This window comes from Acinetobacter sp. YH01022 (assembly GCF_013420235.1).
Lineage (GTDB): Bacteria > Pseudomonadota > Gammaproteobacteria > Pseudomonadales > Moraxellaceae > Acinetobacter.
Genome location: NZ_VOYP01000002.1, coordinates 147,446 through 165,153, shown reverse-complemented (window position 1 = coordinate 165,153; position 17,708 = coordinate 147,446). Strand labels below are relative to the sequence as shown.

The 17,708-nt window shown below is 43.6% G+C and carries 13 protein-coding genes and 4 tRNA genes; 13 read left to right on the top strand and 4 right to left on the bottom strand.

Annotation, left to right across the window (positions count from 1 at the left end; genetic code table 11):
- Window positions 1–146: 146 nt before the first annotated feature.
- Window positions 147–1,109 carry an RluA family pseudouridine synthase gene (locus tag FTT87_RS01550; RefSeq protein WP_180080072.1) on the bottom strand — a complete coding sequence of 321 codons (963 nt, stop codon included), beginning with the start codon at window positions 1,107–1,109 and terminating at the stop codon, window positions 147–149.
- Window positions 1,110–1,870: 761 nt separating this feature from the next.
- On the opposite strand from FTT87_RS01550, the gene FTT87_RS01545 reads away from it, so the two are divergent.
- The 6 genes from FTT87_RS01545 (at window position 1,871) to FTT87_RS01520 (ending at window position 8,073) form a co-directional block, all read left to right on the top strand.
- Entirely contained in the window at window positions 1,871–5,233 is a 3,363-nt protein-coding gene (locus FTT87_RS01545) for an Rne/Rng family ribonuclease (protein ID WP_180174206.1), read from the top strand.
- 196 nt (window positions 5,234–5,429) lie between these two features.
- Entirely contained in the window at window positions 5,430–7,271 is a 1,842-nt protein-coding gene (locus FTT87_RS01540; protein WP_180174205.1) for a long-chain-acyl-CoA synthetase, read from the top strand.
- A 194-nt stretch (window positions 7,272–7,465) separates the two neighbouring features.
- Window positions 7,466–7,541 (top strand) — tRNA-Lys (locus FTT87_RS01535).
- Window positions 7,542–7,564: 23 nt separating this feature from the next.
- Window positions 7,565–7,640: transfer RNA gene (locus tag FTT87_RS01530), tRNA-Lys, on the top strand.
- Window positions 7,641–7,698: 58 nt separating this feature from the next.
- Window positions 7,699–7,774 (top strand) — tRNA-Lys (locus FTT87_RS01525).
- 223 nt (window positions 7,775–7,997) lie between these two features.
- Window positions 7,998–8,073 (top strand) — tRNA-Lys (locus FTT87_RS01520).
- Window positions 8,074–8,195: 122 nt separating this feature from the next.
- On the opposite strand, the gene FTT87_RS01515 is transcribed toward FTT87_RS01520, so the two are convergent.
- On the bottom strand, window positions 8,196–8,801 hold the full coding sequence (locus FTT87_RS01515) for a hypothetical protein (protein ID WP_180174204.1): 606 nt from the start codon (window positions 8,799–8,801) through the stop codon (window positions 8,196–8,198).
- A gap of 313 nt (window positions 8,802–9,114) precedes the next feature.
- On the opposite strand from FTT87_RS01515, the gene FTT87_RS01510 reads away from it, so the two are divergent.
- A complete protein-coding gene (locus tag FTT87_RS01510) occupies window positions 9,115–9,378 on the top strand; it encodes a PspC domain-containing protein (protein ID WP_180174203.1) in 264 nt (87 codons plus the stop codon).
- Window positions 9,379–9,467: 89 nt separating this feature from the next.
- Here FTT87_RS01510 and FTT87_RS01505 read toward each other — a convergent pair whose 3' ends face one another.
- Window positions 9,468–10,568 (bottom strand): HPP family protein, encoded by a 1,101-nt coding sequence (locus FTT87_RS01505; protein ID WP_180174202.1) that lies wholly within the window; start codon window positions 10,566–10,568, stop codon window positions 9,468–9,470.
- A 204-nt stretch (window positions 10,569–10,772) separates the two neighbouring features.
- Here FTT87_RS01505 and glyQ point away from each other — a divergent pair, with 204 nt between their 5' ends.
- From glyQ to FTT87_RS01475, 6 genes are all read left to right on the top strand, one after another.
- Entirely contained in the window at window positions 10,773–11,762 is a 990-nt protein-coding gene (gene glyQ, locus FTT87_RS01500; protein WP_086195269.1) for a glycine--tRNA ligase subunit alpha, read from the top strand.
- Entirely contained in the window at window positions 11,762–13,831 is a 2,070-nt protein-coding gene (glyS, locus tag FTT87_RS01495) for a glycine--tRNA ligase subunit beta (protein WP_086195268.1), read from the top strand. Before glyQ ends, glyS begins: the two co-directional genes overlap by 1 nt.
- 68 nt (window positions 13,832–13,899) lie before the next feature.
- A complete protein-coding gene (locus FTT87_RS01490; protein WP_086195267.1) occupies window positions 13,900–14,736 on the top strand; it encodes an OST-HTH/LOTUS domain-containing protein in 837 nt (278 codons plus the stop codon).
- Window positions 14,737–14,803: 67 nt separating this feature from the next.
- Window positions 14,804–15,193 carry a hypothetical protein gene (locus FTT87_RS01485; protein WP_180174201.1) on the top strand — a complete coding sequence of 130 codons (390 nt, stop codon included), beginning with the start codon at window positions 14,804–14,806 and terminating at the stop codon, window positions 15,191–15,193.
- Between the two features lie 309 nt (window positions 15,194–15,502).
- Window positions 15,503–15,850 (top strand): hypothetical protein, encoded by a 348-nt coding sequence (locus tag FTT87_RS01480; RefSeq protein ID WP_180174200.1) that lies wholly within the window; start codon window positions 15,503–15,505, stop codon window positions 15,848–15,850.
- 207 nt (window positions 15,851–16,057) lie between these two features.
- Complete coding sequence (locus FTT87_RS01475; protein WP_180174199.1) at window positions 16,058–16,489, top strand: hypothetical protein; 432 nt, start codon at window positions 16,058–16,060, stop codon at window positions 16,487–16,489.
- A 122-nt stretch (window positions 16,490–16,611) separates the two neighbouring features.
- Here the strand turns inward: FTT87_RS01475 and FTT87_RS01470 are convergent, their stop codons facing one another.
- Entirely contained in the window at window positions 16,612–17,565 is a 954-nt protein-coding gene (locus tag FTT87_RS01470; protein WP_180174198.1) for a 2-hydroxyacid dehydrogenase, read from the bottom strand.
- Window positions 17,566–17,708 lie beyond the last annotated feature (143 nt).

Below are 17,708 nucleotides of genomic sequence, written 5' to 3'. Positions count from 1 at the left end.
AGGTGCTGCAATGCGCAAGCTTATACATCTGTGTTATGGCGTTTTAAAACATCAGACTGCCTATCAAAGAGATTATTTATTGGTCGAATAATCTCAAAACCTGATTGACTACTAAGACGGTATCTCAGGGAGAGGATTAAAACTTACTAGTCATCAAAAGTAACGACCGGCTTATCCTTCTTCTGCGCTCTGAGCTGCGCCACCAGACTCTGCATATCTTCAGGCAAAGGTGCTTCAATGATCGGATAACCCGGAATTTCCAGACGCATGGCATGTAAACATAAACGACGCGGCTTTGGCCCCTTATATTCAGTCTCATGACCGTATTTATCATCACCAATTAAAGGATGACCAATACTCAAACCATGTACACGAATCTGATGGGTACGGCCAGACAGTGGTGAAGCGTAAACCAGTGTGCCATGCATGAAACGCTCTGCTACCTTCCACTGGGTTTTACTGTCTTTACCTTCTTTAGAGACACGAACCCGGCGCTCACCATTGGCCAGCTCATAACGGTGCAAAGGGGCATCAATCAGCTGTTGATCCAGGCTCACCTGCCCTTTGACAATCGCGGCATAGGTTTTTTTGATTTTGTGTTCACGCAATAAATCTTGCAGCGTTTTTAAAGTACTGCGTTTTTTACTGATCATCACCAGTCCCGAAGTATCGCGGTCAATACGGTGAATCAGTTCCAGATATTTCTTGCCGGTGGCTGCACGCAGTCCTTCAATCAGCCCATACGCCACACCACTACCGCCATGCACGGCAATCCCTGAAGGTTTGTTTATTACCATCAGGCCTTCATCTTCATACACCACTCGACTAAGCAGGCTTTGCGCCACTTTATCCGATACTGGTGCCGCCGTTTCATCTTTAGGCTCAAAACGAATTGGTGCAACGCGAATCTGGTCACCAATATTCAGTTTGGTTTCCGCCTTAACGCGCTTTTTATTGACCCGAACCTGTCCTTCACGGATTAAACGATAAATCCGACTTTTTGGTACACCTTTAAGTCTGGAAAATAAAAAATTGTCGATGCGTTGACCCAATTGATGCTCGTCCACTTCAAACCAGGTGACACTTTGCCATTCTTGCGTAGAATTCATACAGTTACGATGACCCAAAAAATACTAAAATTGATTAAAAACTGATCACTTGGGCTATGCTTTACACAAGAAAGATAAGCTTAGCCCATAGGCAGATGATGCAAGGTTTGATATAGTCAGCGCACGGATACCACCGTTAGTGTGAAAAAATTTAATCACTTCAATCTTTTTTGAAGCTCAATATTAAATTTCACCATTCACATTAAATACGGAAAGGTCCCTAAAGAATATGCCGACGCCGAAGGCTTATTATATCGGCAAAAAAGCAAACTGTTGCGTTTAATTGTACTTCGTACATAAATCAGTTTGCCCTAAAAAATATGTCGCCAACCTAGTTGGTTTTTAAACGTAAACTGATACACATCAGATTAATCGCACCCTGAAGTCGCATTCAGGCTACAACGTTGATGCATTGGATCTGCACATAAAGCAAAGATACGATGATAATTCCGTATCAAGACGCCCGATCATGAATTAATGAAGGGACGATCTTCAAGCTACGTGACAGTGAAAGTTACTCACATCTAATGCACCGTTTGTCCGCCAGTGAATCGTTCAGGTGACTTTAATCGTTTATAAGATTGAAGCCGTATTGCCATCTTCAATACGTGAATCAAAAAACCGCAGCCCAAAAAAAGGCCGGTAAAAAAGCTCAGACCACAATTGCGTCATTTTGAGATCTGGGTGTTGATCCGTAATGTGTGATGTTCGCTACGTGTATAGCGATGTCCTGCTGTGTATCACTATTAGGTGTTACACCCATGAAACGTATGTTGATTAATGCAACACATGCCGAAGAGATTCGCGTTGCACTTGTCACTGGTCAGCGTCTTTACGATTTCGATCTAGAAAATCGTACCCGTGAACAAAAAAAATCCAATATCTATAAAGGTCACGTCACTCGCGTTGAACCTTCTTTAGAAGCTGTTTTTGTAGAGTATGGTGCAGGCCGTCAAGGCTTCCTGTCCATGCGTGAAATCGCAAACTCGTATTACAAGGCAGATCCTCGCCAAACTTCAAATATCCGCGAATTGATCACTGAAGGTACCGAACTTTTAGTCCAGGTGGAAAAAGAAGAACGTGGCAATAAAGGTGCTGCCCTTTCTACCTTCATTTCGCTTGCTGGCCGTTATTTGGTGCTTATGCCAAACAACCCGAAAGGTGGCGGTATCAGCCGTCAAATTTCCGGTTCAGTGCGTGAAGAACTGAAAGAAATGTTGGCCTCACTGAATATTCCGCGTGGCATGAGCGTGATTGTGCGTACTGCAGGTATTGGCCGCTCGCAAGAAGAATTGCAACTTGACTTGCAACACTTGATGGATCTTTGGGCCCAAATCCAAAACACCGCAAGTTCTGGTCCATCACCAATGCTGGTCCATCAAGAAGCCGGTGTGGTAACACGCGCAATTCGTGACTATTTACGTGATGATGTTGCAGAAATCCTGATTGACTCGGAACAAGCCTATAACGAAGCCTATAACTTCGTGAAAGCAGTAATGCCACGTCAAATCGACAAGCTCAAAACCTATACTTTAAATGAGCCTTTATTTGCCCATTTCGGTATTGAAAGCCAGATTCAGACGGCTTATGAACGTGAAGTAAAACTTCCTTCTGGCGGTTCAATCGTGATTGACCAGACCGAAGCTTTGGTATCGATAGATATTAACTCGGCTAAATCGACTCGTGGTCACGACGTTGAAGACACTGCTTTAAACACTAACTTAGAAGCAGCAGAAGAAATTGCGCGTCAACTGCGTTTACGCGATATCGGTGGCTTGGTGGTGATCGATTTCATCGACATGACCAAAGACCGCAACCAGCGCATGGTTGAAGCGAAACTGCGTGAAGCGACCCAAAGCGACCGTGCCCGCATCCAGTTCGGTCAATTGTCGCGTTTTGGCTTAATGGAAATGAGCCGTCAACGCTTGCGTCCATCGCTGGAAGAAGCAACCGGTTACGTTTGCCCACGCTGTCATGGTACAGGCATGGTACGTGACTTACGCTCTTTATCATTGTCGATTATGCGTAAAGTGGAAGAAATTGCACTGCGTGAACGCCACGGTGAAGTTCAGGTTGAAGTTCCGGTTGAAATTGCCGCATTCTTATTGAATGAAAAGCGTCACAGCCTGGTTTACCTGGAACAAACATCGAACGTCCGTGTAACCGTATTGCCTCACCCGCACCTGGAAACACCACATTACGAAATTTCCTATAATCCTGAAGGTTTTGCCCCAACCAGCTATGAACGTACCGAAGCAACCCGTTCAAGTGAAAAAGAGTTGGGTTATGAAGCATCTGAATGGCATTTAGGTGAAGAGCAACAAGTCCAGCAAGCTGCTCAACAAGCCTCAAGCCAGCCAGAGCGCAACAACAAGAAAAAACAGCAGCAACCTGCTATTCAACAACAAACTCAAGCCGCTGCCCCTGCTGCACCGTCTACAAGTCCATGTGCCTGGTTAGAAAACCTGTTTGTACAAAAACAGGCAACCACTGTAGATCAAGCACGCACTGCTAACAACGCCGCTGCTGCCATCGAGCAAATGGTCAATGCTGGTGCCGTGAGCCGCGGTCAATTCGGTCAGATGGCAACAGCTGTCGAGACCGCACCTGTTGCGGCAACAAGCAGCAATGCTTACTTAACGCCAAATGTTCCTGCCAGTAACAAACAGGAACAGCGTGAAGTTGCAGATAAATATTCTGACAAGGAAGAAAAATCGCAACGTCACAATAAAAAGCGTAACAAGCCTAAAGAGCAACGTGAACAAGTTCAGTACGACAATCAGCAAAATCAAGTGCATGAAGAAATTGTTCAGGTTTCCCGTCATGAGCAACGTCAAGAACAACGTCCGGAACAGCGCCAGGATTCACGTGAAAACAAGCGCCCTTCTCGTCGTCAACACGCTGAACAACAACATGCTGATCAGCAAACCGAGCAAAATGCTGTGCCACGCCGTGACCGTCGTAACCAGCAACGTCCGGAACGCCCAAATCGCCACCGCGATCAGAGCGTATTAAACGAACAGCCAGCGCAACAAACTGCAGCTGCTGTAGTCGTAAATGAACGGGAACCTAAGGTCGAAGTGATTGATACACCTCGTCAGGAAGTTCTGCCAACTGCATTGTTGGTCAATGTTGATCAGGCAAAAACCGAAATTGTTGCATTAAATTCGGCACCTGCTGCAGTTGAAGCACCAATTATTCAGGCTGCTCCTGTAACAGTTGAAGCACAAGTGCCGGTCATCGAGAAACCAGTGGTCGCGCAGGAAGAAAAACCTGCTGCAGCTGAAACTCATGAACCACACAAGCCACGTCCTGCAGAAAAACGTGCCAGCAACGATCCGCGTATGCGTCGTCGCCAAAAGCGTGAAGCTCAGGCAAGACAGGCTCAGGCGCCGAAGTTAAGCCCTTCTCAGGTTCCAACTTTGGGTCAATACACCGTGATCAGTCTCATTCGCCATGTCTATGGTGAAGATTGTTCAGTGCTGATTGAACAGTTTGGTTTAATTCCAACATTCAACCGTGCCCTGGTGAAATTTACCGAGCAATATGCTGCAACACTCGCGACTCAGACAACTGAAGCACCAGCACAGCCGGTAACACGCGATGTAGCAGTCACCAAAGCCGCACCTGAAGCAGAACCTGCACCAGTGCTGGACTTGACACCACCAAAACCGGTGTCTGACAAACGTGTAGCAAATGATCCACGTGAACGTCGCCGTCTGGCAAAACAGGCTGCTGAACAAGCTTTAGAGCAAGCAAAGCAGGCGCATAGTCAACCTGAAACTGCTCCGGCTGAAGCAATGCCGGCCGGAACTGTTGCTGTAACAGAAGCAGAAACAGCGCCAGCCGAAGTGGCCGAGCCTGTTGTGACTGAAGTAGTTGCTGAACCTGTTGCAGAAACTGTTGTTGCTGCTGAAACGGTAATTGCTACCGAGGAAACCGAACAGGCTGCTGAACCAGTACAGGCTGAATTGGCGGTAGAAGCTGCTCAGGACGTACAAACTCAGGTCGAGCCAACCGCAGAAGCTGAAAAAACCGAAGGGGAAGATGGAGACAAACCTGTCCGTCCTCGTCGTCCTCGCGGTCGTCCACCAAAGAAAGCAACACCTGCAAATGAGTCGTAATTTGTTTTAAATTAGCTCTCATGCAGTGAAATAAAAAAACCTAGTCATTCCGGTGACTAGGTTTTTTTTGATACTTTTGTCAGATTAGGTTGATTGCACTAGATTGAAACGATTAAAAGACAAGTGTACAAATCACAGCAAGCGTATTGCGAACAAATAGACTGTATTGGATTATGAAAAAATAAATAGGATTCATATGAACCACACTACACCGAGCGATCTTATTGATATTGCGGATGTTGCAGCAAAAATACCTAAATTCATCAGCAAAGTCCCTCATTTATTGAGTGGTCTCAGACAAGCCTATTTGCGCACATCCAATACTCCAGCAGGCTTGGGTATTGCCTTTGAAAAAGCGGTAAAACATAATCCGCACGGCATGGCTTTATTATTTGAAGATCAGAAATTCAGTTATCAGGAACTGAATGAATGGGCCAATCAGATTGGACACTTCTATTTATCGCTCGGTGCACAAAAAGGCGATGTGATTGCGGTGATGGTAGAAAACCGTCCGGAACTGATTGCTACAGTTATCGCCATGGCAAAAATTGGCGTCACCTCTGCTTTGGTCAACACCTCACAAAGCGGTAAAGCACTGACCCACAGCATCAATCTGGTCAAGCCGATTGCCGTAATTGCCGGTGAAGAATGCCGTGCAGCTGTAGAAGATATTCGTCAGGACCTAGAACTGGCAGCAGACCGTTTTCACTGGTTTGCCGATCAAGCTACACAGGTGGATGCCGGTAAAGCCCCTCAGGGCTGGACCAACCTTGCGGAAAAAGCCGACCAATTTCCAAAATTTAATACTCCGACCACGCACACCATTCAAGGTAAAGATGGCTTATTTTACATCTATACCTCAGGCACGACCGGCCTGCCTAAAGCGGTCATTTTCACACATAGCCGCTGGACTTTGGCTTATGGCACCTATGGTCACGTGCTGGATTTAAAACCTGATGATGTCATGTACTGTACCCTGCCGCTGTATCATGCCACCGGTATTGTAGTGTGCTGGTGTGGCGTGATTGCAAGCAGTGCAACATTTGCATTACGCCGTAAATACTCAACCTCTGCTTTCTGGAAGGATGTCAAAAAATTTGATGCTTCAGCCATTGGTTATGTCGGTGAACTCTGCCGTTATTTAATGGATGCTCCCCCATCTGAACTGGAAAAAGGTCACCGTGTCACCAAAATGATCGGTAATGGCATGCGCCCGAATATCTGGGATAAATTCAAGGAACGCTTCGGGATTGAAGAGGTACTTGAGCTGTATGCATCCAGTGAAGGTAATGTAGGCTTTAGTAACGTGTTTAACTTTGACAACACAGTCGGCTTCTCTCCAACACCTTATGCGATTATTGAATTTGATAAGGAAACTAATCAGCCGGTGAGAGATGCCAAAGGCTGGTGTAAAAAAGTGAAAAAAGGCGAGGTCGGCTTACTGGTGGGAAAAATTACCCGCCGCTCACCTTTTGACGGCTATACCGATCCGGAAAAAAATAAATCAGTGATTATAAAAGATGTGTTTAAACATGGAGATGCTTTCTTTAATACCGGTGATCTGGTACGCGATATCGGTTTCCGTCATGCCCAGTTTGTAGACCGCCTCGGGGATACTTTCCGCTGGAAAGGAGAAAATGTGTCTACCACTGAAGTTGAAAATGTAGTCAGTGAATATGAAAAAATTGCTGAGGCAGTGGTTTACGGCGTTGAAATTCCCCATACCAATGGTCGTGCCGGCATGGCAGCCATTACCTTGAATGAGGGTGCAGAATTAACTGCACAAGACTTAAAGCAAATGGCAAGCGAGTTCAAAAAATGTTTGCCGGCTTATGCTGTTCCGGTATTTTTACGTGTTCAGTCTCAAGTAGAAACGACAGGCACATTTAAATATCAAAAGAATACCCTCAAAGAACAGGCTTTCGCCCCCAACAAGACCGATGAGCGTTTACTGGTCCTTCTGCCAAATGCGACAGAATATTGTGATTTAACTGCGGAGATATTCAACAATATTCAAGCCTATCAATACCGTTTCTAATTGCAGAACCGCTATTTTTTTATAAGATTAGGCAAATTTGTTGTATTTATAATCAAACATCAACAAGTTTGCTAATTTTTACTTGCGCTCGTTTGATAACTTGCTACAATACGCTCCATCAAAACGAAGTGGTGTTGAGAAAACTCTTTCTTTTCTTGCACTGCACATTCGGACAAGTTCTGAATGTTGGTTCAGGGTCGTTAGCTCAGCTGGTAGAGCAGCGGACTTTTAATCCGTTGGTCCCGCGTTCGAATCGCGGACGACCCACCACTTATTTTGATTGATCTAGAGATGGGTCGTTAGCTCAGCTGGTAGAGCAGCGGACTTTTAATCCGTTGGTCCCGCGTTCGAATCGCGGACGACCCACCATCTTCTCAAAGGCTTCTGACATGAAGCTTTTTTAGCTTTTAAAGCACCTTTTCTGAATGGGTCGTTAGCTCAGCTGGTAGAGCAGCGGACTTTTAATCCGTTGGTCCCGCGTTCGAATCGCGGACGACCCACCATTCTTTCTTAGGGCTTCTTTCTGTACTACAATAGAAACGAAACCTGCAATATTCCGACCAAGACAAACCACACCGTTTCGGTTGATTCGCCATTCTCGAAATTTTGCTAGACCGATGTTGCAAAACACAATGCTTCAATGCATCTGTAAAAAATCTTCGATTTTTTTTCTTGCACTCGGGTGAACCCTTAAAGCGATGCTTTAAGTTCACTAATCCTTGCTCAGGGTTGTTAGCTCAGTTGGTAGAGCAGTAGACTCTTAATCTATTGGTCGAGGGTTCGAGCCCCTCACAACCCACCAGATTTTTTATTATTCATCTTATATCCACACGCCCATATAATAAAAAGTGCTCCACATTTACAGCATTTCTCCCCCTCTTGAATTGCAAGTCTGGTTAAATGAAAACACCATCCAATTTTTCTTTAACTGACTTTCTCTTTAACCAAACGATATGCCTGTTGTGGAAAGGGATTGCCTTCGGCAAAATATTGCTCGTTTAAGACAGAAGCATGCGCAATCTTGTCCAAATCCATGACCAGATTTTGATCTTTATCAATATCATAGAAAAATTCCACCCCATTTGAGCGATGCAAAATCACCTGATGATTTTGCCTATCATAAGACCAGCGATCTTGCCGGTGATACAGATTTGAAGCGAAGCTGATTTGCCCCGAATGGATCAGGGTGCGATGGGCAATTCCATCCTCCTGTAAATTAATAATATAATCTGCTGTACCATCTTTACATCTGACAAAAGGATCATCACAACTGATCGTGGCTTGATAACGGCCAATATAAGGCTCAGCACAGTCTGGAATGGCTTTTTTGATTCTAGATTCTGCCTGTTCCACCGGAACAGTCGCCCGCCCTGCAACATCAGTCAGGCTTCTAGCCTGCTCATCGCTATTCGTTGGAGTTTCTTTTTTTATTTGTTGCGCGACAGAGTCTTCTAAAGGCTTATTGCAACCCAGCAAAGCTGCACAAATCACCCCCAAGAAAAAACCACCATAATTCGCTTTTCGAAACACCGCTCTCCCTCCTGAGAGTTAAATTTTGTTTGGCTTTCCATAGCCATATTTGCCGATGTACACAATAAAGACTAAAGCACGGATCATCATTTTACCCTCACACATATGGGAATATTTTGTTGATTTTTATTCATATAAATCAACTTATTCAACAAAACATATCTTAAATGACGACCTCGCAATTAAGCCCTTAGCTTTACATAAATTAACTATTTTTTATGGCATGCCCCTTTAAAAAGAAGGGTTCATCTCCATTTTTTTATTACAGGCATGTTGTTTTAACTGCTTTGTTATTTTTATTAAGGAGACCTAGATGGCCAATGTTGGTTTATATCGCTCTAAGCGTCAGAACATGATTGCAGGTGTAATGGGCGGTATTGCTGAACGTTTTGGTTGGAATGCGACTTTACTGCGCATTATTTTCGTTCTGGTTTCTGGCATGAGCGCAGCATTCCCGGGAATCTTGGTGTATTTAATTTTGTGGCTGGTGATCCCTAAACAGCCCAATACCATGTTTGGTCAGGCATCAGCCTATAACAACCCGATCCGCACGGTAAATCCGGATCAAAATCGCTAACATCCCGTTGAACCCCATGAGTTGAGTTCGTTTTATGCTACGACTTTTCCCCCAATCAGTCGTAGCTTTTTTTTTGCTTCATTTCTGCTTTATGCCGCTACATTCAACTGCTGGTTCAATGCCGCAATTATATCGGCACGGCTAATAATGCCGACCATTTTCTGTTTTTCCACCACAGGAATATAGTTAAATGAACGCTCGACAAAATAAGGCACCAGGTCCTGAATCGGTTGCTCCGGCTTTACCGTCACCACCTGGCGCACCATAATATCCTTGACCTGACGCTGCCAGGTGGTTCGTAAATCGGTTGCACGCTTAAACCATTCCACTACTTCATATAAAGCCAGCGTACCAACCAGTTGCTGCTGGGCATTGATCACAGGCAGACTCATTAAATTCATGTGTTTGAATTTATCCAGTGCAGAATGGATATCATCATTTTCATTCAAGCTAATCACATCTTTGGTCATGATGTCCTGACACTTAAACTGGCTCATGCCCCGAGCATTGGCTTTTTCTTGGGCTGCTAAAATAATTTTTTGCAGGTCATATTCACTAATATCCAGCAGCTCGGTCTGCTGATCCAATGTGGCCTGAATATCTTGCGGTTGAATGGTGACTTTTTGCGTGGGTGTCGGGTCTTGAGAACGCTGGTTGATCTGGGCGACTTGCGGATACTGTTTTCCTAAAAGACGGTTAAAGATAATCGCTACAAACATCAACAGGACCGAATTTAATAAAACCGGATAAAAAATAAAATAATATCCCAGCTGATGTACCGCTTCGCCACCCAAAACGGCAGTAATCGCCACCGCCCCACTCGGTGGATGTAAGGAATCCGTGGTCATCATCAGAAAAATAGACAATGCCACCGCCACACTAAAGGCTTCGGTCAGGTTCGGAATATAGGCCGCGCAAGTCACCCCAATGACTCCTGCAATGATATTTCCAATCACCATATTCCACGGCTGTGCCAAAGGACTGGCAGGCACGGCAAACAGTAATACTGAAGATGCACCCATCGGCGCGATATACCATGCGTTGATATCTCCCAGCACCCACCAGCTTATGAAAGATGAAAGTGTCAGTCCAAGTAATGCACCCAAACCGCACAGCAGGCGGTCTTTCAGAGGAAGAATCTTGAAATTGGGTTTTAGGGTATTTAGCCATTCGAGTCGGGAATGAAACACAGCACGCCTTTTATTGTTTTGGGGAAGAAGTTGCAAATTATAGAATGCTAACGATTAAAGATGTATTTATTTTATATCTTATATTTATCAATAAATCTGTGAATCATTTTTAAACAGCTGATTTCTTGTCCTGAAACCTTTGCCACACCTTTGCAAAATCCTTATACTTAGAGCCAATTTTTCTCTAATTTTAATGGATGCTACATGAGTCGCGCCATATCGCATATTGATACATTTCAAGGCTTAATTCTTGCCTTACAAAACTACTGGGCTGAACAAGGTTGTGTAGTGTTACAACCTTACGATATGGAAATGGGTGCAGGGACATTCCACACTGCAACTTTCCTTCGTGCGTTAGGACCAGAAACATGGAACGCGGCTTACGTACAACCTTCACGCCGTCCGAAAGATGGCCGTTATGGTGAAAACCCGAACCGTTTACAACATTATTATCAGTTCCAGGTGGTGCTTAAGCCCAACCCGGACAATATCCAGCAGCTTTATCTCGATTCGTTAAAAGCCATTGGTATTGATACCCTGACCCACGACATCCGTTTTGTGGAAGATAACTGGGAATCACCAACTCTCGGTGCTTGGGGCTTGGGCTGGGAAGTTTGGCTGAACGGTATGGAAGTGACCCAGTTCACTTACTTCCAGCAAGTCGGTGGTGTTGAATGTTACCCGGTGACAGGCGAAATCACTTACGGTCTGGAACGTCTGGCGATGTACCTGCAAGGTGTAGACTCGGTTTACGATCTGGTCTGGACCAAAGGCCAGTTCGGTACGGTAACTTACGGTGATGTATTCCATCAAAATGAAGTGGAACAATCCACTTACAACTTTGAATATGCACCAGTCGACAAAATGTTCGAGCTGTTCGACTTCTACGAAGCTGAAGCAACGCGCTTAATGGAAGCTGAACTGCCATTGCCTGCATATGAACAGGTGATTAAAGCATCACACAGCTTTAATCTGCTGGATGCTCGCGGTGCGATTTCGGTGACTGAACGTCAGCGTTATATTTTACGTGTCCGTACATTGGCGCGTGCCATTGCGCAAAGTTACGTGGCAGCACGTGCGAAACTGGGTTTCCCAATGGCAGAACCACATTTACGTGACGAAGTATTGGCGCAGTTAAAAGCACAAGTTGAAGCAGAAGCAGCTCAAGCAGAAAAAGCAGCGGAGAACAAATAATGTCTAAACATACTGTTTTATTTGAACTTGGCTGTGAAGAACTCCCACCAAAAAGCTTAAAAAAATTACGTGATGCCCTTCAGGCCGAAACCGAAAAAGGCTTAAAAGATGCTGGTCTGGCTTTCGACTCAATTGAAGCTTATGCAGCACCACGCCGCCTGGCATTGAAAATTGTCAATGTAGAAGGCGCACAAGCAGATACACAAAAACGTTTTGACGGCCCTGCTAAACAAGCAGCGTTTGATGCTGAAGGCAAACCAACCAAAGCACTTGAAGGCTTTATGCGTGGTCAAGGCATTACGGTTGATCAAGTATCGACTTTCCAGGCCGGTAAAGTTGAAAAAGTGTGCTATTTAAAAGACGTGAAAGGTCAAAGCCTTGACGTTTTACTGCCACAAATTTTACAAACTGCTTTAGACAACCTACCAATTGCTAAACGCATGCGTTCTGCGGCTAGCCGTACCGAATTCGTACGTCCAGTTAAATGGGTAGTGTTACTTAAAGACAACGACGTGATTGATGCAACTATTCAGGATCACAAAGCAGGCAACGTGACTTATGGTCACCGTTTCCATGCGCCTGAAGCCATTAGCTTAGCCAATGCAGATGAATATCTACCTAAATTAAAAGCAGCGCACGTTGTAGCGTCGTTTGAAGAACGCCAAGCCATCATTGATCAGCAAGTCAAAGCATTGGCTGATGAAGTGAATGCTATTGCCATTGTTCCAGCTGACCTTCGTGATGAAGTGACTGCATTGGTTGAATGGCCTGTTGCGTTACGTGCAAGCTTCGAAGAACGTTTCCTTGCTGTTCCGCAAGAAGCATTAATCACGACGATGCAGGACAACCAGAAGTACTTCTGTTTGGTAAATGCTGACAACAAACTGCAACCTTACTTCATTACTGTGTCAAACATTGAGTCGAAAGATCCGACACAAATTATTGAAGGTAACGAGAAAGTGGTTCGTCCACGTTTGTCAGATGCTGAGTTCTTCTTCCTGCAAGATCAAAAGCAACCGCTGGCATCGCGTAAAGAAAAACTGGCCAACATGGTGTTCCAAGCTGAATTGGGTACACTTTGGGATAAATCGACTCGTATTGCAAAATTGGCTGTAGCGTTAGCGCCGATCACAGGTGCGAACCCTGCTGACGCTGAAAAAGCCGCCCTGCTTGCGAAATGTGACTTAACTTCTGAGCTTGTTGGGGAATTCCCGGAACTTCAAGGGATTGCGGGTACTTACTACGCACGTCTTGAAGGTGAAAATGCTGAAGTTGCTGAATCTTTGGGTGAGCAATACTTGCCTAAATTCGCAGGTGACGTGTTACCGAAAACCAAGACTGGTACAACCATTGCCCTTGCCGACCGTTTGGATACCTTGACCGGTATTTTCGGTATTGGTCAAGCGCCTACAGGTTCTAAAGACCCGTTTGCACTGCGTCGTTCTGCAATTGGTATCTTACGTCTTGTGACTGAAAATGAGCTGGATGTGTCGATTGAAGACCTAATCAAACTTGCTTTAGCTTCATATGGCGATGTATTGAAAGACCATGACAAGACTTTGGCAGATGCTGTTGCATTCCTGGAAGGTCGTTACCGTGCGAAATACGAAGACCAGGGCGTGGCTGTTGATGTGATTCAAGCTGTTCAAGCATTGTCGCCAAAATCTCCACTTGATTTTGACAAACGCGTAACTGCGGTAAATCACTTCCGTGCATTGCCTGAAGCGGCTGCGCTTGCTGCTGCCAACAAGCGTGTTGCCAACATTTTGGCTAAAGAAGCAACACCTGAGGGTGCTGTGGTTGAAGCGAATCTGGTTGAAGATGCTGAGAAAGCATTATTCGCTGAACTTGCGAAAATCACGCCTGTGGTTGAGCCGTTATTTGCTGCCAAGGACTACACTGCTGCATTGTCAGCTTTAGCTGCGCTTCGTGCACCAGTGGATGCATTTTTTGATGGCGTAATGGTGATGGCTGATGATGCTGACCTGAAAGCTAACCGTTTACGTATGCTCGCTCAGCTTCGTGGTTTATTTACTGCGGTTGCGGATATTTCGGTGCTTCAGCACTAAGCTATAATTGGTTGTAAATCATAAAAAACCCCGCTATAAATGAGTGGGGTTTTTTATGATTTTTTAGAATGCAAAATATTGAAGAAATTAGAGAGAGAATTTATTCCTTACTTGGAAAACATCTTATTCGTTTTCAAACAATAGAAATGAGGCTAAAAACCCTCATGAAGATAAATAAAACTATTATTTCTAAGCCCAATAATTCACCTCTGGTTATAGAACCATCTGTTCAAAATCAAACTTTAGGTGGCTTAAGTACAAAAGCCTTAAATTCATTATTTCTCGTGAATCCCCTAGAAGAAGATACAATCATTACTGAACCTAACAATACTCTTCGTCTAGATATGAAAATATCTTTTAATTTATGCGAACATAACCATCAAAGACTAAACAGTCAATTTCAAGAATTTGTTACTGATCGAAATTTTATAGCACATCACTTTCAAGAAAAATATAATTTATCTAATCTCGATGAATCTAAAGAAGCTGTCGATTTTCTATTAAATCTGGAGAAAAAACATAAACCTTTTTTAGATCAATTTGAGCAATATTGTTTGAATGCTCAAAAAAGCTTAGAGACTCAAATTGATTTTTTAAAATCTGATTTGTTCAAAGCACGTTTCATCTTTCCTTCAGATGAGATTTACAAAGAGATTGAAAAATTAATCATTAACAATAAAAAAAATGACGGTTGGATTTCACTTACAACAGTAGGCGTATCAATTAACAAAAAATTTCCTAATGCTAATAAGAAAATCAAAACAGAGTATGGCTTCAAAAATCTTAATGACTTATTACTGAATAGTGGATTGTTTTTACTTAAGATTGAGCCGACCTCAAAAGGTGAAAAAATGTTAATCCAAATAAATTATGATGAAGCTATATTCGAAGTAATTGAAAACTAGTTTTTATAGCCAATTTTCATCCGATTCCCTATACTCAAACTAACAACACTCAACAAGAAAGAATCATATGAAATTTAAAATGCTTATTTTGACTGGTCTTGCGGGTATTGCTGTTACGTCGTGTACAACTGCGCCTAAAATCCCACAACTTGAAACCGGCGTATTACAAGAAGTTCAGAATCTGGAAGTCTATCCAGACACAGTGGATAACAAAGCCAAACTGACTAAATTTATTGATAAATGCGTGATTGAATTTACCGGCAACCTCAAAGCAGGAAAATCCATAGAACACTGGTCATTTAAAGGCAATACCCTAATTTCGGGTGGTGCAACCACCTTTGCCCAAGATGGCTCAAGCACCGCCAATAATTTTGACCTGCATAGCCCAGAAGTACAAAAAAACTTCCTTGCCCTGCGCCATCATTTCCATAAAGATGCCTTGGCCCAATGTAACTAATTCCCCCATCAGAATCACTGAATCTATTGGGACTTAGTGATTCTTTGTTTTACATTCAAAGAGATAGAGAAACTAAACTTCCAAGTGCATGGCTTAAAGCAGTACAACTCTTATAAAATATTAAAAATCAAAAACTTATATATTTTAGTTTGTAAATTATTTTCACATATTGCGGCAGATTGTTATTCGGTGTTGCGAAAACGTGTGAATTTAATCTCTGATTCCGAACTCATCCATTAAACTGGTTATGATGGTGCTCTTATAACTCGGTAAACACTCGAGTTTTATCATGCAAGGATAAATCGGGCTATGAAAACAATCAGAACAATAGTGATGAGCACAGCACTTTTAGCTTGTACTTCCCTTTTTGCTAACCCAGACACCAAAGCAACTTCAGAGCTAAAAGCTAAACACAGTGATCAAAATACTGCTGACATCGTTCATAGCAGTAAAGAAGAGATGAGTAAAACTCGAACTGCAAAGCCAGACTCCCCAGAAAACACCCAGAACTTTGCCGCTAAAAATGCTATCCCAAGTAAAAATAGCAACCATTCACATCCCAGCAATATGGATATTAACGGTCAAACCCATGCGGAACTGAATCCGTATTCTGAAAAAGCAGCTTCAGCCGATCCCACTCAGGAAATTGAAAAATAAGGTATCTTTTTAAATGACTGTATAAAAAGCTCATTTTCACGAGCTTTTTTTCTTGGATAAAACAATCGGAAGATTGAGCTTAAATGTAATGAATCTGTATTAATTTCGCCACATTCCACATTTTCCCCATCATTCACTCTTAGAATAAAATCCAACAGAAAATTGAATTAGATTGCAGCCATTACTCGCACAGGAATTATCCTTACAATGAAAATGATGAAAACGGTATTGATTACAAGTGCCATTTTGGTATCCACCTCTGTTTTGGCTCAAACCAGTACCAAAGTTACAGCACCGACACCCGCGCACAGCCATCCTGCACCTTATGGAGATAATCCCAATATCTTTAAAGTGCTCGGTCATAAGGCCCAGCAGAAGGTTCAGAACACAGCGGAAAAGGTGGATACAGCGGCACAAAAAGGAATCGCTAAGGTAAAACCAAAAGTCGAAAATGCGTGGGAAGGCACCAAGGACTTTGCCACTGAAAAATCTGCCGTTGCCAAAGAAAAGTCACAACACGCAGCAGCCACGGTCAATCAAAAAATAACTGAAACTAAAGATCATATTATTGGCAGTCCAAATGATCAGCCTGCACCGATTATTTCGCATCCGCTCAGTGAATCTTCAACCAGTAATTAATTTGCACCTACATATGACTGGCTGCTCAAGTACAAGCTGTATAGGAAAACCAACGCCGATTTATAAATCAAGTTGATTATAAGCAATCAGCCTCTGTGTGAGAGGCTGATTGAAAAGATAAATTAATTGACCTGTCGAATCGGTTGTCCTGCTTTAAAGGCCACTACATTCTGCTGCATTTGTTGCACAATCCGTTGCCGTGCATCGACACTGCCCCATGCACTATGCGGAGTAATGATCAGGTTGGGAATATCATCAGCCAACAGTACATTACCTTGTCTAGGCGGCTCAACCGTGAGCACATCGGTGGCAGCTCCGGCAATTTTGCCCTGACGTAAAGCATCAGCAAGAGCTGCTTCATTGACGATTCCACCGCGTGCGCAGTTAATTAAAAATGCGCTTGGTTTCATGGCATCGAAAGCCTGGGCATCAATTAAATCACGGGTATCGTCAGTTAAGGGACAATGCAGACTCAGGAAATCCACTTGCGGCAACAGTTCTGCAAAAGGCACACGGCTCGCATCACCAGGACGGTTTGCTAAGGATGCAACCAGCACTTTCATACCAAAAGCTTCAGCCAGCTTTGCCACAGCCTGTCCCAATTCACCATAACCGACAATACCCAGTGTTTTGCCAGACAACTCAATAATCGGGAAATCCAGCAGGCAGAACTGTGAAGCCTTATTCCACTCGCCTTGCTTTACGGCACGGTCGTATTTGAGTAATGATGTTGCTAAGGCCAGCATCAAGCTTAAAGTATGCTGTGCCACTGCCGCAGTGCCATACCCCTGACAGTTGCACACCACAATGCCTTGTTTACGTGCCTGAACCAGATCAATATTATTGGTGCCCGTTGCCGAAATTAAAATCAGTTTTAACTGTGGACATTGTTGCAAGGTAGCAGCATCGACCACGACTTTATTACTGATAATGACCTCTGCCTCTTGTACACGTTCGAGCAGCTGTGCCTGGGTCGTCGTTGGAAAAAGTTTCAGCTCATCAAATACAGTTTCAAGCTGACTGAAATCCAGATCATTTTTATCCAGCGATTCATAATCTAAAAATACGGCTTTCATACTGCTTCCCTTGGCTGATTTTGATGAATATCTAAAAATTATTGCCCAGACATTAAAAGCCAGTTTTACATTCTTTTTCAACAAAATTTAGAGATGAAAAATACAAAACCCACTATTTAGTGGGTTTGTTGATATGCAGCTGA